Origin of the sequence: Methylobacterium sp. WL64 (assembly GCF_008039945.1) — a bacterium.
Classification (GTDB): Bacteria; Pseudomonadota; Alphaproteobacteria; order Rhizobiales; family Beijerinckiaceae; genus Methylobacterium.
Window position 1 is genome coordinate 18,428 of record NZ_VRVA01000037.1, and the last position, 23,339, is coordinate 41,766.

16 protein-coding genes and 1 pseudogene are annotated in these 23,339 nt (G+C 69.5%); 4 read left to right on the forward strand and 13 right to left on the reverse strand.

Going from position 1 to position 23,339, the window contains the following annotated elements; genetic code table 11:
• Positions 1 to 73 precede the first annotated feature (73 nt).
• Positions 74 to 1,759: a methyl-accepting chemotaxis protein gene (locus tag FV242_RS16810; RefSeq protein ID WP_147939718.1), complete on the forward strand. Its 1,686-nt coding sequence runs from the start codon at positions 74 to 76 to the stop codon at positions 1,757 to 1,759.
• A 15-nt stretch (positions 1,760 to 1,774) separates the two neighbouring features.
• On the opposite strand, the gene FV242_RS16815 is transcribed toward FV242_RS16810, so the two are convergent.
• From FV242_RS16815 to FV242_RS16830, 4 genes are all read right to left on the reverse strand, one after another.
• Entirely contained in the window at positions 1,775 to 3,463 is a 1,689-nt protein-coding gene (locus tag FV242_RS16815) for a B12-binding domain-containing radical SAM protein (protein WP_147939719.1), read from the reverse strand.
• 137 nt (positions 3,464 to 3,600) lie between these two features.
• Complete coding sequence (locus tag FV242_RS16820; protein WP_187193521.1) at positions 3,601 to 4,446, reverse strand: SDR family NAD(P)-dependent oxidoreductase; 846 nt, start codon at positions 4,444 to 4,446, stop codon at positions 3,601 to 3,603.
• On the reverse strand, positions 4,443 to 5,210 hold the full coding sequence (locus FV242_RS16825; protein WP_147908987.1) for an enoyl-CoA hydratase-related protein: 768 nt from the start codon (positions 5,208 to 5,210) through the stop codon (positions 4,443 to 4,445). The genes FV242_RS16820 and FV242_RS16825 overlap by 4 nt, the downstream gene beginning before the upstream one ends.
• A gap of 10 nt (positions 5,211 to 5,220) precedes the next feature.
• A complete protein-coding gene (locus FV242_RS16830; RefSeq protein ID WP_147939720.1) occupies positions 5,221 to 6,960 on the reverse strand; it encodes an acyl-CoA dehydrogenase in 1,740 nt (579 codons plus the stop codon).
• 148 nt (positions 6,961 to 7,108) lie between these two features.
• Here FV242_RS16830 and FV242_RS16835 point away from each other — a divergent pair, with 148 nt between their 5' ends.
• Positions 7,109 to 8,107, forward strand: coding sequence for an L-threonylcarbamoyladenylate synthase (locus FV242_RS16835; RefSeq protein WP_147939721.1), 999 nt, complete (start codon positions 7,109 to 7,111; stop codon positions 8,105 to 8,107).
• Positions 8,108 to 8,249: 142 nt separating this feature from the next.
• On the opposite strand, the gene wrbA is transcribed toward FV242_RS16835, so the two are convergent.
• The gene (gene wrbA, locus FV242_RS16840; RefSeq protein WP_147939722.1) at positions 8,250 to 8,846 is read right to left on the reverse strand and encodes an NAD(P)H:quinone oxidoreductase; all 597 of its coding nucleotides are present in this window, start codon (positions 8,844 to 8,846) and stop codon (positions 8,250 to 8,252) included.
• Between the two features lie 140 nt (positions 8,847 to 8,986).
• Here wrbA and FV242_RS16845 point away from each other — a divergent pair, with 140 nt between their 5' ends.
• Positions 8,987 to 9,859 carry a LysR family transcriptional regulator gene (locus FV242_RS16845; RefSeq protein WP_187278453.1) on the forward strand — a complete coding sequence of 291 codons (873 nt, stop codon included), beginning with the start codon at positions 8,987 to 8,989 and terminating at the stop codon, positions 9,857 to 9,859.
• Positions 9,860 to 9,862: 3 nt separating this feature from the next.
• On the opposite strand, the gene greA is transcribed toward FV242_RS16845, so the two are convergent.
• From greA to FV242_RS36095, 6 genes and pseudogenes are all read right to left on the reverse strand, one after another.
• Positions 9,863 to 10,339: a transcription elongation factor GreA gene (greA, locus tag FV242_RS16850; RefSeq protein WP_147939724.1), complete on the reverse strand. Its 477-nt coding sequence runs from the start codon at positions 10,337 to 10,339 to the stop codon at positions 9,863 to 9,865.
• Between the two features lie 45 nt (positions 10,340 to 10,384).
• Positions 10,385 to 11,371 carry an MDR family oxidoreductase gene (locus tag FV242_RS16855; RefSeq protein WP_147939725.1) on the reverse strand — a complete coding sequence of 329 codons (987 nt, stop codon included), beginning with the start codon at positions 11,369 to 11,371 and terminating at the stop codon, positions 10,385 to 10,387.
• Positions 11,372 to 11,492: 121 nt separating this feature from the next.
• Positions 11,493 to 12,092, reverse strand: coding sequence for a hypothetical protein (locus FV242_RS16860; RefSeq protein WP_147939726.1), 600 nt, complete (start codon positions 12,090 to 12,092; stop codon positions 11,493 to 11,495).
• A 314-nt stretch (positions 12,093 to 12,406) separates the two neighbouring features.
• Complete coding sequence (locus tag FV242_RS16865) at positions 12,407 to 13,507, reverse strand: cell wall hydrolase (RefSeq protein ID WP_147909002.1); 1,101 nt, start codon at positions 13,505 to 13,507, stop codon at positions 12,407 to 12,409.
• A 226-nt stretch (positions 13,508 to 13,733) separates the two neighbouring features.
• Entirely contained in the window at positions 13,734 to 13,961 is a 228-nt protein-coding gene (locus FV242_RS36090) for a 3-alpha domain-containing protein (protein WP_281407073.1), read from the reverse strand.
• Positions 13,950 to 14,276: pseudogene (locus tag FV242_RS36095) on the reverse strand (MOSC domain-containing protein); the annotation flags it as partial. The gene FV242_RS36090 and the pseudogene FV242_RS36095, both read right to left, overlap by 12 nt.
• Before the next feature lie 11 nt (positions 14,277 to 14,287).
• Between FV242_RS36095 and FV242_RS36340 the strand changes: the two are divergent.
• Positions 14,288 to 14,602 (forward strand): helix-turn-helix domain-containing protein, encoded by a 315-nt coding sequence (locus tag FV242_RS36340; RefSeq protein WP_147909003.1) that lies wholly within the window; start codon positions 14,288 to 14,290, stop codon positions 14,600 to 14,602.
• 83 nt (positions 14,603 to 14,685) lie between these two features.
• On the opposite strand, the gene rpoC is transcribed toward FV242_RS36340, so the two are convergent.
• Both rpoC and rpoB read right to left on the reverse strand, forming a co-directional pair.
• Positions 14,686 to 18,894: a DNA-directed RNA polymerase subunit beta' gene (gene rpoC / locus FV242_RS16880; RefSeq protein ID WP_147939728.1), complete on the reverse strand. Its 4,209-nt coding sequence runs from the start codon at positions 18,892 to 18,894 to the stop codon at positions 14,686 to 14,688.
• Positions 18,895 to 19,066: 172 nt separating this feature from the next.
• Positions 19,067 to 23,191 (reverse strand): DNA-directed RNA polymerase subunit beta, encoded by a 4,125-nt coding sequence (rpoB, locus tag FV242_RS16885; protein WP_147908997.1) that lies wholly within the window; start codon positions 23,189 to 23,191, stop codon positions 19,067 to 19,069.
• Between the last annotated feature and the right edge of the window lie 148 nt (positions 23,192 to 23,339).

Below are 23,339 nucleotides of genomic sequence, written 5' to 3' on the forward strand. Positions count from 1 at the left end.
GATAAAACGTTAAGATATATCCCGGAGATCCTTGCACCCGGAAGCGCGGCTGGCCGCGACGACGGAAGCCCCGATGCGATTCTCTCTGAAGACCGTCCTTTGCGGAGCCATCGGCCTGCTGGCCCTCGCGGCTGCGGGCCAGGGGGTCGTCAGCGTCGTCCGCCTGTCCGAGATCGAACAGGACGCCAAGGAGGTCTCGCAGGTCTGGCTTCCGGCCCAGAACGAGGCCGAGGCCATCGGCATGGCGGTGCGCGACGTGCGGCTGAAGCTGTACCGGCTGGTCGCGGGATCGCCGGACTTCGCGACCCTCGACAAGAACCAGACGGCGCTGACCGACGGCCTCGGGGCGTTGTCCGAACTGCGCCAGGCCTACCAGGGCCGCCTCGCGACTCCGAAGGCGCGCGAGACCTACGAGCGGTTCACCGGCGCCTGGAACGCCTACCAGAACATCCAGCTCCAGGTTGTCGAGCTGATGATCGCCGGCGACCGGGACGGCGCCCTCAAGCTCGTCCTCGACCCGGAGACGGGCGCCCAGAACGATGCGGCGGTCGGCAGCCTCACCGAGGCGATCGCGCTGGCCCGGTCGCAGACCGACGGGAACGTCGCCGCCACCGCCGACAATGCGACCTCGGCCAAGCTCACCGCCCTGGTCGCGACCGCGGTGGCGCTGGCGGTCGCGGCGGCGGCGATGCTGTTCGCCCTGTTCGGCATCGCCCGCCCGATCCAGCGGATGACCGGCGCCATGGGCCGCCTGGCCGAGGGCGACGCCGCCGTGGCGATCCCCGGCACCGGCCGCCGGGACGAGATCGGCGCGATGGCGGCGGCCGTCCAGGTGTTCAAGGACAACCTGATTCACACCCGCGCCCTCGAGCAGGAGACGGCGCTCGCCCAGGCCGGCGCCGAGGCGCAGCGGCGGCGGGCCGTCCAGGAGATGGCCGATGGCTTCGAGGCCGCGATCGGTGGCGTCCTGGCGGCGGTGACGGAGGCGGCGCTCGATCTCCGCTCCAATGCCGAGGCCATGACCAGCACGGCGACCCGCACGGCCGAGCGCTCGGCCACGGTGGCGAGCGCCGCACAGGAGGCGACCGCCCATGTCGGCACGGTGGCGGTGGCGGCCGAGGAGCTCGGCGCCTCGGTGCAGGAGATCGGCCGCCAGGTCGACGGCTCCGCCGACCTGGCCCGGGGCGCGGTCGGTCAGGCCGGCCGGACCGCCGGCCTGGTTCAGGAGCTGAGGGAGGCCGCGGGCCGGATCGGCGACGTGGTGCGGCTGATCTCCGACATCGCCGGCCAGACCAACTTGCTGGCCCTGAACGCCACGATCGAGGCAGCCCGGGCCGGCGAGGCCGGGCGCGGCTTCGCGGTCGTGGCGTCCGAGGTGAAGGCGCTGGCCGCGCAGACCGCCAAGGCGACCGACGAGATCACCGCGCAGGTCGGCCGGATCCAGGGCGCGACCGGCCAGACCGTGGACGCCATCGACGGCATCACCGGCCGGATCCGCGAGATCGACGGGGTGGCGACGTCCATCGCGGCGGCGGTCGAGCAGCAGGGCGCGGCGACCCAGGAAATCGCCCGCAGCATCGCCGACGCGGCCGCCGGGACCGGTTCGGTCACCGGCACGATCGACGCGGTCGCCCGCGCCGCCGACGAGACCGGCACGGCCGCCACCCGGATGCTCGCCTCGGCCGAGAGCCTGTCGGCGCAATCCGAGGCCTTGCGCCGGGAGATCGGCGCCTTCCTGCAGACGGTGCGCGCGGCGTAACGCCGGCGCGGCCGGTCAGGCCACCGCGGCGAGGTGCTTGACCTCGGCGCGGGCGACCACCTTGCCGACCGGGGCGGCCTTGGCGCCGCTGTCTTTTTCGGGGGCCAGGATCGGGGGCGACACCCAGCGGCCGGCTTCGAGTTCGGCGATCCGGCCGTTGATCTCGCGGATCACGTAGCGCGAGAACGGGTAGACGTGGAGGTAGATCACCATGTTGGTGACCACCGCCTCCAGGGCCGCCGGATTGTGGCGGGCGGTCTGCAGGAACACGCCCCAGAAGTGCTTGGCCAGCTCGGGCCGTCGCACGGTCATCCGCCAGCAGATCCGCAGCAGCGACCCCAGATCGCGCGCGACGTGGCGCCAGTCGAGCTTGTGGGCCGCGAATTTGGGCCGCTTCACCCGGCGGGAGATCTCGCGGACGCGCGCGAAGAAGTTCGGCGGGTCGTAGATCTCGGCCAGCACGTCCCGGTAATCGGCGAGCACGTCCTGCTGCGGGCGCAGGGTCACGAAGTTGAGCCCTTGCGTGCAGTGGTCGCCTTGCTCGGCGGTGGTGTAGGCGAAGTTCTCGAACAGGCGGCCTTCCTTGCGCAAGCGGCGCGAGAGCTGGGTGTTCGGCATCGCGTAGAGGAGGCCGACCATCGCGATCGGGATGCCGGTCTGGCTGATGCACAGCGACATCGCCTTGCTGATGCTGTCCTTCTCGGTGTCGAAGCCGACGATGAAGCCGGCGGTGACGAACATGCCGTGCTCGTAGAGCTTGTGCACGCTGTCGGCGATCAACCGCTTGGTGTTCTGCTTCTTCTGGGTCTGGATCAGCGTCGCCTCGTCGGGCGTCTCGATCCCGGTGAACAGGGCGAAGAAGTTCGCGTCCCGCATCATCCCGAGCAGCTCGTCGTCGTCCGCGAGGTTCAGCGAGGCCTCGGTGGAGAACTTGAACGGGTAGCCGTGCGCCTCCTGCCATTTGATGAGGTGCGGCAGGAACAGCTTGATCGCCTTCTTGTTGCCGATCAGGTTGTCGTCCACGAAGTCGACATGGCCGCGATGGCCGAGGCTGTGGAGCCGGTCGAGTTCCGCCAGCATCTGCGGCGTGGTCTTGGTGCGCGGCGAGCGACCGTACAACTCGATGATGTCGCAGAACTCGCAGGTGAACGGGCAGCCGCGCGAGAACTGGACACCGATATACAGGTAGTGGCTGAAATTCAGGAGGTCGAAGCGCGGGATCGGGCTGGTCGTGACGTCCGCCTTGAACTTCTCCGCGGTGAACCGGCCGCGGCGGGCGCCGGATTCCCAGGCCTCCACGAAGGTGGCGAGGATGCCTTCGGCCTCGCCCAGCACCAGGAAGTCGGCCTTGTCGTAGATCTCCGGGGTCGAGGTCGGGGCCGGGCCGCCGACGCAGACCGGGACGCCGAGCGCCGCGCATTTGTCGATCACGACGAGGCAGTCCGGCTCCTGGGGGAGCATGCCGCCGGTCATCACCAGGTCGGCCGCCAGGATCTGCGCGTCGGTGAGGTCCTCGCAATTGCGGTTGACCAAGCTCACCTGCCAGGCCGGCGGCAGCATCGCGGCCAGTGTGATCAGGCCCAGCGGCGGCGCGGGTGCGCGGGCGCCCTGCAGCTCCATGGCCTCTTTGAAGTTCCACATCGAGTTTTCGTAGAACTTGGGGAATACCATCAGCACGCGCGGGGCTGTATTCGCATCCGACATGCTTGTTTTCCTCGTCGCACCGAAGTGAGCCGGCTCAAACACCGAAGTGCCGAAGCGGCCAATTACGGACGAGCGTGCCGGAGAATTAAGGCCGTTTTTCGCTCCCGCGGCGGGTCGAACCGGTTTCGGCGGGGCGGTCAGGGCCCGACGCGGAAGCGCTCCGGCTGGGTACCGTCGGCATCGCTGAAGCCGTAGATCCGGGCGAGGTCGCCCGCGTGCAGCACGGCTCCGGCCCGGGTGGCGACGTCTGGGTCGGCGGCCAAGGCGGCGAGCGCCCGGCCGGCATAGAGCGGCCCCTCGGTGGCCCGCTCGTCCTGCCCGAGATCCCGGGCCCGCTCGGTGGCGACGAAGCCCGGCGAGAGGCCGAGCGCGGTCACGCCGTAGGGCGCGAGGTCCTGCCCGAAGGCGAGCGCCAGCCGGTTGGTCGCAGCCTTGGCGGAATCGTAGAACACGTCGCCGAGGTAATCCTCGGTCCCGAACGAGACCAGCGCGATCAAGCCGGACCGCGCCGCCACCATGGACGGGGCGACCGCCCGGGCGAGCAGCAGCGCCGGCAGCGGCCCGGCCTGGAGGAACCCCAGATACGGTTCGGCCGACCGGCGCCAGAACGGCGTGCCCCAGCCGGCCCCGTCCGGGTAGCGCTCGCCGTCGTAGCCCTCGTTGCCGCCCCAGACGCTGCAGGCCGCGACATCGATCCGCCCGAACCGGCGCAGCGCCCAATGAATCAGCTCATCCGTGGCCCGCTCCGAGCGGTGGTCGCAGAGGTAGTGATGGCCGCGCCCGCCGGCTGCATCGACCAGGCGGGCGGTGTCCTCGATCGATTCCGGCCGCATCTCGGTGCGCGGGCCGGTCTCGCTGGAGCGGGCGGTGACGATCACGGTGGCCCCGGCCTCGCCGAGGGCCCGGGCCAGGCCCCGCCCGACGCCCCGGGAGGCACCGGCGACCAGGCAGATCTTGTGGGACAGATCGGGGGGCGTGCTCACGCCGACGCGGCGGGCTTGGCACGCGTCAGGAAGGCCGCGAGCCGCTCCTGGGATTCGGGCGAGCGCAGCTGCGCGTCGAAGGCCCGCGCCTCCGCCTCCAGGGCCGCTTCGACCTGCGCCTGGTCACCGCGGATCAGCGCCCGGGACGCCGCCAGCGCGCCGCGCGGCAGGGCCGCGAGCTTGGCCGCCTGGGCGATGGCCTGCTCCAGAAGCATGTCGGCCGGCAGCACCGCGTTGACGAGGCCCAGTGCCAGCGCCTCGTCGGCGTCGAGCGGGCTGGACAGGAGCAGCAGCTCCGTCGCCTTGAGGCGCCCGACCCGCCGGGGCAGCAGGTAGCTCGAGGCCGCCTCCGGCACGAGGCCGAGTTCCACGAACGGCATGCGCAGCCGCGCTGCCGGGCTGGCATAGACGAGGTCGCAATGCAGGCTGAGCGTCGCCCCGATGCCGACCGCAATCCCGTCGATCGCCGCCACCATCGGCGTGCGGGTGCGGGCGAGCTGGCGGATGAAGGCCAGGGCCGGCGAGGCGCTGAAACCGCCCGCGGCGCTGCCCATGAAGTCGGCAAGGTCGTTGCCGGCGCTGAACATCCCGGGTTGCCCGGCGAAGACTACGGCGCCGATGCCCTCGGACGCATCCGCCTCCGCCAGGGCCGCGCGCATCGCGTCGTACATCGCCCCCGTGAGGGCGTTCTTCTTCTCCGGCCGGTTCAGGGTGATCAGGCGGACGCCGCCTTCGAGGTCGGTGATCGCGATGGTGTCGGCCATGTCCGCCCCCTCAAACCGCCAGCGCCAGCGCGGCATCGTCGGTGAAGGTCCCGCCTTCGACGACGCTCTGCTCAAGCCCACCCGAGGCTACCAGAAGATTCTCGGCGTAGAACCGGGCCAGCGCGATCCGGGCGGCCAGGGCCGGGTCCGTCTCGCCGGCCTTCAGGTCGGCGGCGGCCGCGAGCGCGCTGCGGGCGAGGCAGGCGCCGCCGAGGGCGAGGCCGAACAGGCGCAGATACGGGGTCGCGCCGGCGAGCGCCGCGTTCGGGCGGTTGGAGGTCAGCGCCGCGAGCTGGTGGCTGGTCGCCCGGTCGAGGCTGCCGATCCCGTCGCGCAGCCGCGCCGCCATGTGGCCGAAGGCGGGATCGCCCGCCTTGAGCAGCCCCTCCGCGGCCCGCCGCATCCAGGCGATCTGCGACCGGACTGTCGCGCCGCCGTTCAGCGGCAGCTTGCGGGCGGTGAGGTCGATGGCCTGGATACCGTTGGTGCCCTCGTAGATGCCGAGGATGCGGGCGTCGCGCATCAGCTGGGCCGCGCCGGTCTCCTCGACGAAGCCCATGCCGCCATGGACCTGCACGCCGAGCGAGGTCACCTCGTTGGCGAGATCCGTCGAGAAGGCCTTGGCCACCGGGGTCAGCAGGGAGGCCCGGTCGAGGGCGGCCTGCCCCTCCGGGCCCCGGGAAGCGTCGAGCGCGGCGGCCGTGAGGTAGCAGATCCCGCGCGCCGCCGCCGTATAGGCCTTCATGGTCAGCAGCATCCGCTGCACGTCCGGATGCGCGACGATCGGGCTCGTCGGCTCGGCCGCGCCCACCGCCCGGCCCTGCCGGCGCTCCTGCGCGTAGGCGAGCGCCCGCTGGGTCGCGGCCTCGGCGACGCCGACGCCCTGCAGGCCGACATTGAGCCGGGCCGCGTTCATCATCGTGAACATGCAGGCCAGCCCCTTGTTCTCCTGCCCGATCAGCCAGCCGACCGCGCCGCCGTGATCGCCGAACGCCATCGAGCAGGTCGGCGAGGCGTGGATGCCGAGCTTGTGCTCGACGCCGGAGCAGCGCAGGTCGTTGACGGACCCGTCCGGCAGCACCTTGGGCACAAGGAACAGCGAGATGCCGCGGGTGCCGGCCGGCGCGTCGGGCAGGCGGGCCAGCACGAGGTGGACGATGTTGTCCGCCAGGTCGTGCTCGCCGTAGGTGATGTAGATCTTGGCTCCGGTGATCCGGTAGGTGCCGTCGCCGGCGCGCTCGGCCCGGGTGCGCAGCAGGGCGAGGTCCGAGCCCGCCTGCGGCTCGGTCAGGTTCATGGTGGCGGGCCATTCGCCGGTGATGAGCTTTTCCAGGTAGCGCGCCTTCAGGTCCTCGGAGCCGTGGGCCGCGAGTGCCTCGATGCCGCCCTGGGTGAGCAGCGGGCAGAGGCCGAAGGCGAGGTTGGCGCCGTTCCACATCTCGGTGCAGGCGGCCTCGACCAGCTTCGGCAGGCCCTGGCCGCCATGGTCGGCCTCGGCCGAGAGGCCGTTCCAGCCCCCGTCCGTGAAGGTGCGGTAGGCCGCGCGCCAGCCGGGGGGCGTGGTGACGGATCCGTCGGCAAACGGGGTGCCGTGCCGGTCGCCGACCCGGTTCAGCGGCGCCAGCACCTGTCCGGCGATCCGCCCCGCCTCGGTGAGGATCGCCTCGGCGTCGGCCGGGTCGAATCCGTCCAGCCCGGCCACGTGCCGGAGGGTGAACAGCATCTCGGGAACGGGGGCGCGGTAGCTCATCGGGTCGTCGCTCCTCTCGGCCGCCCCTGTCGGCCGCCCATGCGTTCAGCCCGGGGCGGGTTTGACCGCGCCCGGGCACCGGGGCTACGGCGGCCCCAGGATAGGCGCGCGACGGGCGCGCCGCCATCACTTCGCGACGGCTTCCCGCATGAACGATCCCGGGTCAACGGTCCCGGCCGCGACCCGGCGGCTCGACCCCGACGCCGCCGGCCTCGCCCAGGCCGCGGCGCTGCTGCGGGCGGGCGAGCTCGTGGCCTTCCCCACCGAGACGGTCTACGGGCTCGGCGCCGACGCCACCGACGCCGCCGCGGTGGCGCGGATCTTCGCCGCCAAGGAGCGGCCGCGCTTCAACCCGTTGATCGCCCACCTGGCCGACATCGATGCGGCGCTCGCCGAGGGCCGCTTCGACGGATCCGCGCAGCGCCTCGCCGCGGCGTTCTGGCCGGGGCCCCTGACCCTCGTGGTTCCGGCCGGACCGGGTACGCGGGTCTGCGACCTCGCCCGGGCCGGCCTGTCCAGCGTCGCCCTGCGGGTCCCCGGACATCCGACCGCCCGCGCCCTGCTGGAGGCCGTCGGCCGTCCGGTGGCGGCGCCCTCGGCCAACCGCTCGGGCCGCGTCAGCCCGACCCGGGCCGATCACGTGCTCGATGACCTCGCCGGGCGGATCGCCGCCCTGCTCGATGGCGGGGACACGCAGGTGGGCGTCGAATCGACGGTCGTGGCGTGTCTCGACGGCATCCCGCGCCTGCTGCGCCCGGGCGGGATCACCCGGGCGGCGCTGCGCGCCGTGCTGGGCTTCGAGCCGGTGGGTCCCGTGATGGACGATGCCGAGCGGCCGGCGGGCCCCGGCATGCTCGCCTCGCATTACGCGCCCCGGGCGCGGGTGCGCCTCGACGTGACGCGCGTCGAGCCCGGCGAGGCCGTGCTGCTGTTCGGGGCCGGGCGGCCCGAGGGTCACGCGGAGGCCCGCGTGAGCCTGAACCTGAGCCCGGCAGGCGATCCGGCGGAGGCGGCGTCCCGCCTGTTCGGGGCGCTGCGCACGCTCGATACCTCCGGGGCCGCCACCATCGCGGTGGTGCCGATCCCCCCGGACGGCCTGGGCGAGGCGATCCGCGACCGCCTTGCCCGCGCCGCCGCACCCCGTTGAGGGCGACGGTTATTTTTATCGGCGCCGTGGAACGGATGACGCCGCGACCCGTTCACTGCTCACGAAGGCCTTCTCAGCCCCCAAATGGCCTTTTTCCTTCAAGGCTCGGAGCAATCCGAGCCTTTTTTCTTGCGCTGTCCTGTCAGGCCAGCTTGGCCGCGATCCCGGCCACGTGGCGGCCCTGGAACCGGGCCCCGTCCAGCTCCACCGCGCTCGGCTGGCGCGAGCCGTCGCCGTCCGCGATCGTGCTGGCGCCGTAGGGCGTGTTGCCCTTGACCGCCTCGACGCCCACCTGGCCCGGGAACGCGTAGGGCAGGCCGACCACCACCATGCCGTGGTGGAACAGCACGGTGTGGAAGCTCGTCAGCGTCGTCTCCTGGCCGCCATGCTGAGAGGCCGTGGAGGTGAAGACCGAGCCGACCTTGCCGACCAGCGCACCCTTCATCCACAGGCCGCCGGTCTGGTCGATGAACTGCTTCATCTGCGCGGCCATGTTGCCGTAGCGGGTCGGCGTCCCGAAGACGATCGCATCGTACTGGGGCAGCTCATCCACGGTGGCGATCGGCGCGGTCTGATCGAGCTTGAAGTGGTTCTGCCGGGCGACCTCCTCGGGCACCAGCTCCGGCACGCGCTTCACAATCGCCTCGGCGCCGGCCTCCCGGGCGCCCTCGGCGACGGAATACGCCATCTGCTCCACGTGTCCGTAAGTCGAGTAGTACAGCACCAGGACCTTGGCCATCGAACGATCTCCCGTCTCGGGTTGCGGAGCGCCGCCGAGATCCTCCGGGCGGCGCGGTGGCATCTCCATCGCGCGTTTTGTGCTTTGCAAAAATGCCCCGCCACGCAAGAACGCCCTTGCAGGGATGCAAGGAGGCGGGCGTGTCGCTCGACTGGGACGAGTTCCGCTTCGTGAAAGCCGTCGCCGACCGGGGTGGACTGACCGCGGCCGCGACGCAGCTCGGGATCAACCATTCCACGGCGTTCCGGCGCCTCGGGTCGATCGAGACCCGGCTCGACGTGCGCCTGTTCGAGCGCCTGCGTACCGGCTACGTGCCAACCCCGGCCGGCGTGGCGATGATCGAGGCGGCCGGCCGGATCGAGACCGACGTGACCCGGTTCTCCCGCACGGTCGCCGGCCAAGGGCAGACGCCCTCCGGGGAGTTGCGCGTGACGGCGCCGGTGAACTTCGCGACCGGGATCCTGATGCCGATCCTGGCGTCGTTCTGCGCACGCTACCCGGAGATCCGTATCGACCTGATCCTGGCCGAGGAAGCGCTGAACCTATCGCGCCGGGACGCCGACGTGGCGATCCGCGCGAGCCGGAGCCCGAGCGAGTCCCTGGTCGGGCGCCGTCTCACCGGTCTCGCCTGGGCCATCTACGGACGCGCCGGGCAGACCTATGGCGATCTCACCGACGAAGCCTGGGTGGTTCCAGGTTCGACGGTGGGGGGCGGCCTGTTCGCATCCTTCCTCCAGACGCGGGCACCGCCGGAGAAAGTTCGCCTGCGGATCAACACGGTGACGGGGCTGAAGGAAGCGGTGACGACCGGACTGGGGATCGGGCCGCTGCCGTGTTTCGAGGCGGATACCGATCCCGCCCTGCGCCGGCTCTCCGGCCCACACCCGGAGATCGGGGCGGACCTCTGGGTTCTGACCCACCCCGACCTGCGCCATGCCGGACGGGTTCGGGCCTTCATGGAGCATCTCGCCGAGGCGATCCTGCCGCTCCGGGCCCGCTTCGAGGGCCGGTAAGGTTCAGGCGCGGATCTCGACGACCTCGACTTCGCTGCCGTTGACCTCGACCACGTCACCCACGCTCTTGCCGGTGATCGCCTGAGCGAGCGGGGCCACGTAGGAGATCGAGCCCTTGTGCGGGTCGGCCTCGTCCTCGCCGACGATGCGGAAGGTCTGCTTCGTCTCTTTCCCGGATTCGTCCTCGCGCAGGATCGTGACGGTGGCGCCGAAATGCACCGTCTGGCCGTCGATCGGCTCGACCACCTGCGCGGTGTTCTTGCGGGCGAGCCAGTACCGCAGATCCCGCCCGATCCGGGAATCCTCCGCCTTGTCGGCGTGATCCAGGGTGCCGAGCTCCCGCTCCAGACGCGCGACCTCGGCCTCGATCTGCGTCAGGCCGTCCGGCGTGACGAAGTTCGTGTGCAGCGAGATGGGACGGTCGGGCAGATTCTCGAAGGCTTCCCCGCCCTCGGGCTCTTTGACGAATGCTACGCTCATAAGAGATGCAATGCGGCGGGAACGGCAAGGGTTCCAGGCGAAGCTTCAGCCGACCTCCACCACGGTCCGCCCGCGGATCCGGCCGGCTAGGATCTCCGGCCCGAGCCGGCCGACCTCCTGCAGGCTGACCCGGCGCGTCATGCTGGCGAGCTTGTCGAGATCGAGGTCCCGGGCCAGGCGCGCCCAGGCCGCGCGGCGCTTCGCCTGCGGGGTGGTGACGCTGTTGATCCCGAGGAGCGAGACGCCGCGCAGGATGAACGGCGCCACGGAGGTCGGCAGGTCCATGCCTTGGGCCAGCCCGCAGGCCGCGACTGCGCCGTCGGAGCGGGTCTGGGCCAGCACGTTGGCCAGGGTGGTGGAGCCGACCGCGTCGATGCCGGCCGCCCACCGCTCCTTGCCCAGCGGCTTGCCGGGCTTGGACAGTTCCGTGCGGTCGAGGATCTCGGCGGCGCCGAGGCCCTTGAGGTAATCGGCCTCGCCGTCCCGCCCCGTGGAGGCGATCACGTGCCAGCCGGCCCGCGCCAGGAGCGCCACCGCCACCGATCCGACACCGCCCGACGCCCCGGTGACGATCGCCGGCCCGTGCGCCGGCGTCAGCCCGTGGGCGTCGAGGGCCATCCGGGCCAGCATCGCGGTGTAACCGGCCGTACCGATCGCCATGGCCTGTTCGGAGCTGAGCCCCTCGGGCAGCGGCACCAGCCAGTCGCCCTTGACCCGGGCACGCTGCGCATAGGCGCCGAGATGCGTCTCGCCGACACCCCAGCCGGTGAGGACCACGGCGTCGCCGGGCTTGTACTCCGGGTGATCCGAGGTCTCGACCACCCCGGAGAAATCGATCCCCGGGATCATGGGGAAGCGGCGCACCACCGGTGATGTCCCGGTGAGGGCGAGCCCGTCCTTGTAGTTGAGGGTCGAGTGGGTCACCCGGACGGTGACGTCACCGTCCATCAGCTCGGACTCGTCGACATCGCGGAACGCGAGGCTCTGCCCAGCCTCGCCCTTGTCGACCACCCAGGCCTTGAACGTCCCCATCGTCACCTCCCGTCTATCCACGGAGAGGTGTCGCCGGGATGCCCGGAATCAAGGCAGCCCCGTCAAACGCCGAGGCCTCGTCCCGGGGGCGCGCTCCAGGACGAGGGCGTCGATCGACCGATCAGTAGCCGTCGTAGCGGCTGCCCGTGGAGAAGCCGAGGCCGACGCCGATATCGGCGGAGCTCGCACCGGTGAGGCCGACGGCATCCGGGATCGAGCCGACCAAGGGACCGCCATAGGCGGCTGAGCGGTAGCCACCCGCATAACCGCCGTACCCGCCGCCGGCCGGCACCCAGCCGGAGCGGGCCGGCGCCACCAGGACGCGCCGGCTGACGGTGGCGTATTCCGGCGGGATGGTCTCGGGGATCGACTGCGCGGGCCGCACGAGGACGGTCCGGCTGCGCACGGCGAAGCGCGGCGGCGTATCGATCCAGCAGCCGATCAGCTCGCCGCCGGGGCCGCGGCTCGTCTGCCAGACGCGGCCGCCGGGGGCGACCATCACGCGCTCGGACACGGTGTCGTAGACCGGCGGCGTGGTGCGATAGACCGTGCGTGGCGGCCGGACCAGCACGTTCTCCTGCACGGTATCGAAGACCGGCGGGGTCGTGACGTGGCGGTAGCATGCGGAGCCGTAGCAGCCGCCGGCCTGCGCGGGGGCTGCGAACAGCAGGCCGCCGAAGGCGGCGGCGAGAAGGGTGGAGCGTGCGACCGGCGCGGTCATGGAAGTCCTCTGGTACGCGGTACGGGCGAGATGCTGCGCAAAGGCGGCGCTGGTCTCGACGCACTACAGGCCAGAGTCGTTGCCCGACTCGCAAGCAGAGTTCGGAATGAAGGTAAAATTAACCCTCGGTTTGGACTGCTTAGCGATCCACTACCTAGGTAAGATGCGATCGAAGATCGGTGCTAATCCTTAACGCTGCCCCAGAAGCGGCGCCACGGGGTCCGGCAGCGGCTCGCCCCGAGCCTGATCAGCGCTCCACCAGCCCATTGCGCCTCAGTATGGGGGCGAGGACCGGCAATCCGGCCGACAGACCCTCACGTCTGCCCAGGCTTGAGCTGGTAAAAAATGTGCCGCCCGATGACGTCCATCTTGCGCAGGCGGCGCGCCCAGCCCGGCCGCACGTAGTCGGCGTGATAGTGAGTCGCCGCCCCGACCTCGGCGAGGTAGGTCCGGCCCTCGATCACCGAGCGGGCGATCCGGGTGGCGGATTCCCATGCGCCCGCGTCGGTGATGCGCAGGGACTTGCCCTCGCAGGCGAAGGAGAACTGGCAGCCCATGTAGTGGTGCCGGTTCTGGTAGACGACGCCGCAGACGCTGCTCGGATAGAGGCCGCTCTTCACGCGGTTCAACACCACCTGAGCCACGGCGGCCCGGCCGGCCTCGGATTCGCTTCGGGCCTCGAAATAGACCGCCTCCGACAGGCAGCGCTGCTCCTTGTCGAGGGATTCCGGGTCGATCAGGTCGGCGTAGCGTCGGCTGGCATCCTCCGGGACCGACTGGAGGATCCCGGGTCGCTCGGGGCGGATCGCGAAGTCGGGCAGCGCCAGGCTTGCGGCCGCCACCTCGATCGGGATCGCGTCCGCGGGCGCAGGTGTGGTCGACGACAGGGCGACCGCCCGGGGTACCGGCGGGGTCGAGCCGTCGTAGCGGCGCTCGGTTTCGCCATCCCCGGTCAGGTCGGCGCTGCTCTCGCCCGTGGAGGCGGCGCTGCCGGACCCCGTGGTCAAGCCGAGATCGGGCACCGGCACGAAGCCGGCCTCCGGCTCGGCCTCCGGGTCCCAGACCGCCGAACCCGCGCTCAGCACGCCGCTGACGCTGCCGGTCACGTCGCCGAACACCAGGGCGGCCCCGGTCTCGCGCAAGGCGGCGGCGCGGCTGGCGAAACTCGCGGCCGGCGGCCGGAACGGGTCACCCTTGGTCTGGCGCTGCACAACCGGGAAGACGTGGGCGCCGGTCTTGAACACGCCCTGGAGTGGCTCGTCGGCGCTGCGCCGCAGGGCGGACCCGATCAGCGCGGTGCCGGGCGGCAGGGCCGGCACCGTGAAGGCGTCGATCGCCCCGAGCCGGCTCGAGCCGATGGCGTTCTCGGTTCCGGCATCGGCCGTGAACGAGACCAGCAGGCCGAGCCCCGCCATCCAGGGCGTCAGGGCGGCCGAGAGCCAGCGCAGGCTCGATTCCCGTCGTCCTCGTCTCACGCCCACGGCTACAGACCCGTCTTACTCAACCCCATCCGCGATCCCGCCCACCGATGACGGCGGTTCCGGTGCGGTCCGGGATTTATCCGCCGGCATGGTTGAGGTCGGGTTAAGCGCGACTTTGGACGCACACCCGAATGGGGACGGCATTCCGACCCGCGCCCCCTCAACCGCGGGGCGTTTCGATCCACCCCGTCCAATCCTCGGCCCTGCCGCTGTCGAGACGCCGCCGGGCCAGCTCCCGCCAGGACGGCGACAGCGCAGCGAGATCGGCGATGCCCACGAGAGCATCGCGATCCAGCCGGTCCACGTAGAAGACGCGCAGAAGCCGGGCGAGCGGCCAGACCGGATGCGGACGTTCGATCAGGCGCAGGCGATCACCCGGCACAATCATCTCCGGTTCGGCGATGCGGGAGTACCAGCCGGTCCGCCCGCTCGCCTGGACCCGGTGGGCCATGTCGGCGATGGCGAAGCGGTGATTGAGCTTCCAGCAGGGCTGCAGGGCCTGGCTGACTTGCAGCAGGGCCGAACCGGCGCGCCACAGGTCGCCGACGCAGATGTGGCGTTCGGTCAGGCCGGACGTCGACAGGTTCTCGCCAAAGGCACCGGGCCGCACGAGGAGCGACGGCTCCGCCTCCGGCAGTTCCAGCCGACAGCCGATGTAACGATCGAACGCGTACTGGTGCACGGCCTTCTCGGGACCGCCGTGATGGCGCCGGTCTGCTTGCTTGTCGCCGTCGCGCCTTCCGCCACCGCCGCGGTCTGACCCTCAAAGCGCTGGCGGCCGCCGCCGGCACCCACAAGGGGCACCCGTCCCGGATCGAGCGCGGCGAGAAAGCGCCCTCGGTCGGGACGCTGGAGGCGATCGCCCAGGCGCTCGGTACCCAGATGGCGGAACTGTTCGGGAAATCGGCCGCCGCCGACTTGGCGGTAGCCGACCGCCTCATCGCGCTGGGGGCGGGCGATTGCGCACCTACGATGGCAGCCTGCCCCATCGCTTGCGCGGAAACGGCGCGCAGGTGGCGTCCGTGCTGATCTTCGTGGCCGGCTGATCGAAGCCGGCAAAAGAAAGGGCGGCCTCTCGGCCGCCCCTCCTTGCGTCTGCGCTCCCGTACCGATCACTCGGCGGCGGGCGGCAGGCCTTCCATCGGATCCGCGGCGCTGCCGGCCTGCTTCTGCTGCAGGATCATCGCGTCGCGACGGCGCGCCACAGCGCGGATGTCGGCCACCATCGAGCCCGTGCCCGCCGGGATGAGCGAGCCGACGATGACGTTCTCCTTGAGGCCTTCCAGATGGTCGACCTTGCCGTTGACCGCCGCCTCGGTGAGCACCCGGGTCGTCTCCTGGAACGAGGCCGCCGAGATGAACGACTTCGTCTGCAGGGACGCCTTGGTGATGCCGAGCAGGACGGGGACGCCCTGGATCGGCTTCTTGCCCTCGGCGAGCAGCTTCTCGTTGAACTCGGTCAACTCCGTGCGGTCGATCTGGTCGCCCGCCAGGATGTCCGAGTCGCCGCCGTCGGTCACTTCGACCTTCTGCAGCATCTGCCGGACGATCACCTCGATATGCTTGTCGTTGATCGACACGCCCTGGAGCCGGTAGACCTCCTGGATCTCGTTGACGAGGTAGGCCGCGAGTTCCTCCACGCCCTTGATCGCCAGGATGTCGTGCGGCGCCGGGTTTCCGTCGACGATGTAGTCGCCGAGTTCCACCACGTCGCCGTCCTGCAGGTGGATGTGCTTGCCCTTCGGGATCAAGTATTCCACCGCCTCCGAGCCGTCATGCGGCGTCAGCGTGAGCCGGCGCTTGTTCTTGTAGTCGCGGCCGAACGCGATGGTGCCCGACTTCTCGGCGATGATCGCCGCGTCCTTCGGGCGCCGTGCCTCGAACAGCTCCGCCACCCGCGGCAGACCGCCGGTGATGTCGCGGGTCTTGGCCGAGTCGGTCGAGACGCGAGCCAGGATGTCGCCGGCCTGCACCTTGCCGCCCGGATCGAAGCCGATGATGGCGTCGACGGGCAGGAAGTAGCGGGCATCCGAGCCGCGCGGCAGCTTCACGGGCTTTCCGTCCCGGTCCACCACCACCATGGCGGGCTTCAGGTCCGAGGTCCGGGCAGAACCGCGCCAGTCGACGACGACGCGCTTGGCGATGCCGGTCGATTCGTCGGTTGTCTCGGTCATGGACTGGCCATCGACCAGATCCTCGTAGGCCACGATGCCGTCGACCTCGGTGAGGATCGGACGGGTGTAGGGGTCCCACTCGGCGATCCGCTGGCCGCGCTTGATCTTGTCGCCCTCGTCGACCCGGAGCTTGGCGCCGTATTGCAGGCGGTGGACCGCCCGCTCGACCCCGTCCGACCCGACGATCACGACCGCCACGTTCCGGCCGGTGGCGATCAGGTCGCCATCGGTGTTCTTGGCGATCGCGCGGTTGCGGATCTTGATCGTGCCCTCGAAGCTCGACTCGATGAACGACGAGTCGGCGATCTGCGCCGCACCACCGATGTGGAAGGTGCGCATGGTGAGCTGGGTGCCCGGCTCGCCGATCGACTGCGCCGCGATGACGCCGACCGCTTCGCCCATGTTGACGGGCGTGCCGCGGGCGAGATCGCGCCCGTAGCAGGTGGCGCAGACGCCGCTCCGCGTGGCGCAGACCAGCACGGAGCGGATCTTCACCTCCTGGATGCCCGCAGCCTGGATGGCCGGCAGGTGCCGCTCCTCGATGGTCTCGCCGGTCTTCACGATCACCGTGCCGTCGGCCGAGACCAGATCTTCGGCCGTGGCGCGGCCGAGGATGCGGGTCGCCAGCGTCGCCACAACCTGGCCGGCATCCACGATGGCGCGCATCTTGATGCCGTTGGTCGTGCCGCAATCGACCTCGCGGATGACCGCGTCCTGAGCCACGTCGACGAGGCGGCGGGTCAGGTAGCCGGAGTTGGCGGTCTTCAGGGCGGTGTCGGCGAGGCCCTTACGGGCACCGTGCGTGGAGTTGAAGTACTCCAGCACGTCCAGACCTTCCTTGAAGTTCGAGATGATCGGCGTCTCGATGATCTCGCCCGAGGGCTTGGCCATCAGGCCGCGCATGGCGGCGAGCTGCTTCATCTGGGCGGGCGAACCACGGGCGCCCGAGTGGCTCATCATGTAGATCGAGTTGACCTGCTTGTCGGCGCCGTTCTCGTCCTTCTGGACGCTCGAGATGCGGTTCATCATCTCGGCGGCCAGCTTGTCCGAGCACTTGGCCCAGGCATCCACGACCTTGTTGTACTTCTCGCCCTGGGTGATCAGGCCGTCGTTGTACTGCTGCTCGTAGTCCTTCACGAGCGTGCGCGTGGTGTCGACGATCGACCACTTGTTGTCCGGCACGACCATGTCGTCCTTGCCGAACGAGATGCCGGCCTTGAACGCGTGGTTGAAGCCGAGGCCCATGATCCGATCACAGAAGATCACCGACTCCTTCTGACCGCAGTGGCGGTAGACGGTGTCGATCATCGCCGAGATCTCCTTCTTGGTCATCAGCTTGTTGACGACGTCGTAGGGAACCTTGGCGTGCTTCGGCATCGCGCCGGACAGGATCACCCGGCCGGGCGTGGTGTCGTAGGTCTTGGTCAGCGGCTCGCCGTCCGGGCCGATACCGGTCCAGCGCCACTTGATCTTGGTGTGCAGCGACACGGTCTTGGCCGCGAGCGCATGCTCCAGCTCGCCCATGTCCCCGAAGACGCCCTGCATCGGGTTCTTGGGATTGTCCGGATTGAACGCCCCCTTCGAGCCCTCGGCCACGATCGACAGGTAGTAGAGGCCGAGCACGATATCCTGCGACGGCACGATGATCGGCTGACCGTTGGCCGGGTGCAGGATGTTGTTGGTCGACATCATCAGGACGCGGGCTTCCAGCTGCGCCTCGAGCGACAGCGGAACGTGCACGGCCATCTGGTCGCCGTCGAAGTCGGCGTTGAACGCGGCGCAGACCAGCGGGTGCAGCTGGATCGCCTTGCCCTCGATTAGCTTCGGCTCGAAGGCCTGGATGCCGAGGCGGTGCAGGGTCGGCGCGCGGTTCAGCATCACCGGGTGCTCGCGGATCACCTCATCGAGGATGTCCCAGACCTCCGGCTTCTCCTTCTCGACCAGCTTCTTCGCCTGCTTCACCGTTGCGGAGAAGCCCTTGGCGTCCAGCCGCGCGTAGATGAACGGCTTGAACAGCTCGAGCGCCATCTTCTTCGGCAGGCCGCACTGGTGCAGCTTCAGCTCGGGGCCGACCACGATGACCGAACGACCCGAGTAATCGACGCGCTTGCCGAGCAGGTTCTGGCGGAACCGGCCCTGCTTGCCCTTCAGCATGTCGGCGAGCGACTTCAGCGGGCGCTTGTTGGCACCCGTGATGACCCGGCCGCGGCGGCCGTTGTCGAACAGCGCGTCCACCGCCTCCTGCAGCATCCGCTTCTCGTTGCGGATGATGATGTCGGGGGCGCGCAGTTCGATCAGCCGCTTCAGGCGGTTGTTGCGGTTGATGACGCGGCGGTAGAGGTCGTTCAGGTCGGAGGTGGCGAAGCGGCCGCCATCCAGCGGGACCAGCGGGCGCAGGTCCGGCGGGATCACCGGGACGACGGTGAGGATCATCCACTCCGGCTTGTTGCCGGACATCTGGAACGCCTCGATGATCTTGAGGCGCTTCAGGAGCTTCTTCGGCTTCAGCTCCGAGGTGGTGACCGCGATCTCCTCGCGCAGATCGTTGGCGATCTTGTCGAGGTCGAGTTCCTGGAGGATCCGGCGGATGGCCTCGGCGCCGATCATGGCGGTGAAGCTGTCCTCGCCGTACTCCTCCTGGGCGCGCAGGTACTCCTCCTCCGACAGGAGCTGACGCTCCTTGAGGGGGGTGAGGCCCGGCTCGATGACGCAGTAGGACTCGAAGTACAGGATCCGCTCGAGGTCCTTGAGGGCCATGTCGAGCAGGAGGCCGATGCGCGAGGGCAGCGACTTCAGGAACCAGATATGGGCGACCGGGGCGGCCAGCTCGATATGGCCCATGCGGTCGCGCCGGACGCGCGCCAGCGTCACCTCGACGCCGCACTTCTCACAGATGACGCCCTTGTACTTCATGCGCTTGTACTTGCCGCACAAGCACTCGTAATCCTTGATCGGCCCGAAGATGCGCGCGCAGAACAGGCCGTCGCGCTCGGGCTTGAAGGTCCGGTAGTTGATGGTCTCGGGCTTCTTGATCTCACCGTACGACCAGGAGAGGATCTTCTCCGGCGACGAGATCGAAATCTTGATCTGATCGAAGCTGACCGGTGTGGCCTGCTGGTTGAAAAGGTTCATGACCTCTTGGTTCATGATCCGCTCCTTGTTGACGCCGATCGCCCCGCGCCGGGCCATCGTGTCCTGAAAAAGATCCGGCGCCGCGCCCCGTTCGAGCGCCGCTGGCCGTCGTCATGGGAGGCCCCGCCCCTCCCCGCTCGACCGTGGCGGCCCGACGCCGCCACGGGAGGTTGTCGTGCGACCGCCGCTACTCGGCGGCGTCGGCCGGCGGCTCGAGCTGGTCGTTCGCGGCCTTCTTGGAGGACGTCAGCTCGACGTTGAGGCCGAGCGAGCGCATCTCCTTGACGAGCACGTTGAACGATTCGGGGATGCCGGCCTCGAAGGTGTCGTCGCCGCGGACGATCGCCTCGTAGACCTTGGTGCGGCCGGCCACGTCGTCCGACTTCACCGTGAGCATCTCCTGCAGCGTGTAGGCCGCGCCGTAGGCCTCCAGCGCCCAGACCTCCATCTCGCCGAAGCGCTGACCGCCGAACTGCGCCTTGCCGCCCAGCGGCTGCTGGGTGACGAGCGAGTACGGGCCGATCGACCGGGCGTGGATCTTGTCGTCCACCAGGTGGTGCAGCTTCAGCATGTAGATGTAGCCCATCGTCACCTTGCGGTCGAAGGGCTCGCCGGACCGCCCGTCGTAGAGCGTCGACTGAGCCGAGCGGTCGAGGCCGGCCATCTCGAGCATCTGCTCGATGTCGGCCTCCTTGGCGCCGTTGAACACCGGAGTGGCCATCGGCACGCCGCGACGGACGTTGTTGCCGGCCTCGGCCAGCTCCTCGTCGGTCAGGCCGTCGAGTTCGCCCGGGGAGTAGATCGCCTCCATCTCCTGACGCAGCGGCGCGATGTCGTGCGACTTCAGATAGGCATCCACCGCCTTGGAGACCTTGCGACCCAGGCCCGCAGCCGCCCAGCCCAGGTGCGTCTCCAGGATCTGGCCGACGTTCATGCGCGAGGGCACGCCCAGCGGGTTGAGCACGATGTCGGCATGGGTCCCGTCCTCCAGGAACGGCATGTCCTCGATCGGCACGATCCGCGACACGACACCCTTGTTGCCGTGCCGGCCGGCCATCTTGTCGCCCGGCTGGATCTTGCGCTTCACCGCCACGAAGACCTTGACCATCTTCATGACGCCGGGGGGCAGCTCGTCGCCGCGCTGCAGCTTCTCGACCTTGTCGAGGAAGCGCTGCTCGAGGCGCTTCTTCGACTCGTCGTACTGCTTCTGCATCGCCTCCATCTCGGTCATGAGACGGTCCTCGATGACGGCGAACTGCCACCATTGCGAGCGCGGGTAGTCGTTGATCAGCTCACGGGTGAGCGTGGTGTCCTTCTTGAAGCCCTTCGGGCCGGCCACCGGCGCCTGACCGATCAGCACGTCCGCCAGGCGGGCGTAGGTGTTGCGGTCGAGGATCGCCTGCTCGTCGTCGCGGTCCTTGGCGAGCCGCTCGATCTCCTCGCGCTCGATCGCCTGGGCGCGCTCGTCCTTGTCGACGCCGTGGCGGTTGAACACCCGGACCTCGACGATCGTGCCCGTGACGCCCGGCGGCACCCGCAGGGAGGTGTCGCGCACGTCCGAGGCCTTCTCGCCGAAGATGGCGCGCAGGAGCTTCTCCTCCGGCGTCATCGGGCTTTCACCCTTCGGGGTTATCTTGCCCACCAGGATGTCGCCGGCATTCACCTCGGCACCGATGTAGACGATGCCGGCCTCGTCGAGGTTCTTCAGCGCCTCCTCGGAGACGTTCGGGATGTCGCGGGTGATTTCCTCCGGCCCGAGCTTGGTGTCGCGGGCCATCACCTCGAACTCCTCGATGTGGATCGAGGTGAACACGTCATCCTTCACGATCCGCTCGGAGAGCAGGATCGAGTCTTCGAAGTTGTAGCCGTTCCACGGCATGAACGCGACGAGCACGTTCCGGCCGAGCGCCAGCTCGCCGAACTCGGTCGAGGGACCGTCGGCGATGATCTCGCCCTTCTTCACCGGCTCGCCGACGCGGACCAGCGGCTTCTGCGTGATGCAGGTCGACTGGTTGGAGCGCTGGAACTTCTGCAGGCGGTAGATGTCGACGCCCGGCTTGGTGGCGTCGGCCTCCTCGGTGGCCCGGATGACGATACGGGTGGCGTCCACCTGATCGACGATGCCGGAGCGGCGCGCCGCAATGGCGGCACCGGAATCGCGGGCGACCACCGCCTCCATGCCGGTGCCGACGAACGGTGCGTCGGCGCGGACCAGCGGCACGGCCTGTCGCTGCATGTTCGAGCCCATGAGGGCGCGGTTGGCGTCGTCGTTCTCGAGGAACGGGATCAGGGCCGCGGCCACCGAGACGAGCTGCTTGGGCGAGACGTCCATGAGATCGACGCGCTCGGGACCGACGACGATCACGTCGCCGGCGCGGCGGCAGACCACGAGGTCCTCCGTCAGCTTCTTGTTCTCATCCATCTGGGCGTTGGCCTGGGCGACGTAGTACTTCGCCTCCTCCATGGCCGAGAGGTAGGCGACCTCATTGGTGACCACGCCGTCGCGCACGCGGCGGAACGGGGTCTCGATGAAGCCGTACTTGTTCACCCGGGCGAAGGTCGCCAGCGAGTTGATCAGACCGATGTTCGGGCCTTCCGGCGTCTCGATCGGGCAGATGCGGCCGTAATGCGTCGGGTGCACGTCGCGCACCTCGAAGCCGGCGCGCTCGCGGGTCAGACCGCCTGGGCCGAGCGCCGACAGGCGGCGCTTGTGCGTCACCTCGGAGAGCGGGTTGGTCTGATCCATGAACTGCGAGAGCTGCGACGAGCCGAAGAACTCGCGCACCGCCGCGGCCGCCGGCTTGGCGTTGATCAAGTCCTGCGGCATCACCGTGTCGATATCGACCTGGCTCATGCGCTCGCGGATCGCGCGCTCCATGCGGAGCAGCCCGAGGCGGTACTGGTTCTCCATCAGCTCGCCGACCGAGCGCACCCGGCGGTTGCCGAGGTGATCGATGTCGTCGATCTCGCCCTTGCCGTCGCGCAGCTCGACCAGCGCCTTGACGACCGCCAGCATGTCCTCCTTGCGGAGGGTGCGGACGGTGTCGGCAGCGTCGAGGTCGAGACGCATGTTCATCTTCACGCGGCCGACCGCGGAGAGGTCGTAGCGCTCGGAATCGAAGAACAGCGAGTGGAACATCGCCTCGGCGGTGTCGAGGGTCGGCGGCTCGCCCGGGCGCATGACCCGGTAGATGTCGAACAGCGCGCCTTCGCGGTTGGAGTTCTTGTCCACCGCCAGCGTGTTGCGGATGTAGGGGCCGACATTGACGTGGTCGATGTCGAGCACCGGCAGCTCGATGATGCCGACTTCGTCGAGGCTCTTCAGGAGCTTCTCGGAGATCTCCTCGCCGGCCTCGGCCCAGATCTCACCGGTCTCGGTGTTGACCAGGTCCTCGGCGATGTACTGGCCGACCAGATCCTCGTCGGTCGCCTTAAGGTACTTGGTGCCCTTATCGGTGATCTGACGGGCGTTGCGGGCGTTGAGCTTCTTGCCGGCCTCGAGCACGACCTCGCCGGAATCGGCGTCGATCAGGTCGACCGTGGCCTTCATGCCCTTCATCCGCTCGGGGTCGAACGGCACGCGCCACTCGGCGCCGTCGCGGTCGTAGACCACGCGGTTGTAGAAGGTCGAGAGGATCTCTTCGCCGTCCAGTCCGAGCGCGTAGAGCAGCGACGTCGCCGGCAGCTTGCGCTTCCGGTCGATACGGACGTGCACGATGTCCTTGGCGTCGAACTCGACGTCGAGCCAGGAGCCGCGATACGGGATGATGCGGGCGGCGAACAGGAGCTTGCCCGACGAGTGGGTCTTCCCCTTGTCGTGGTCGAAGAACACGCCCGGCGAGCGGTGCATCTGCGAGACGATGACGCGCTCGGTGCCGTTGACGATGAAGGTGCCGTTCTCCGTCATCAGGGGCATGTCGCCCATGTAGACGTCCTGCTCCTTGATGTCCTTGACCGACTTGGCCTGGGTGTCCGGATCGACATCGAACACGATCAGCCGCAGGGTCACCTTCAGCGGGGCCGCGAAGGTGATGCCGCGCTGGCGGCACTCGTCGACGTCGTATTTCGGCTGCTCGAAGGTGTAGCGCACGAACTCGAGCAGGGCCGTCGCGGCGAAGTCCGAGATCGGGAACACCGACTTGAACACGCTTTGGAGGCCCTCGTCACCGCGGCCGCCCTCCGGCTCGTCGACCATGAGGAATTGGTCGTAGGATGCCTTCTGAACCTCGATGAGGTTCGGCATCTCGGCGACTTCCTTGATCTTGCCGAAGAACTTCCGAATGCGCTTGCGACCGACCAGCGTGTTGGCCATGTGAACTCGCTCCATCCCGCGTGCCTCGCGCCCGGGGAAGCGTTCCCGAAAGGGACCTCCCGCGCCGGGCCGTAACGCGCGCCCCGCCGGACCGCGCCACCGAACCGAATCTCTCTGGCCCGTTTTCAGGGCCCTCCGCCGAAGCGGC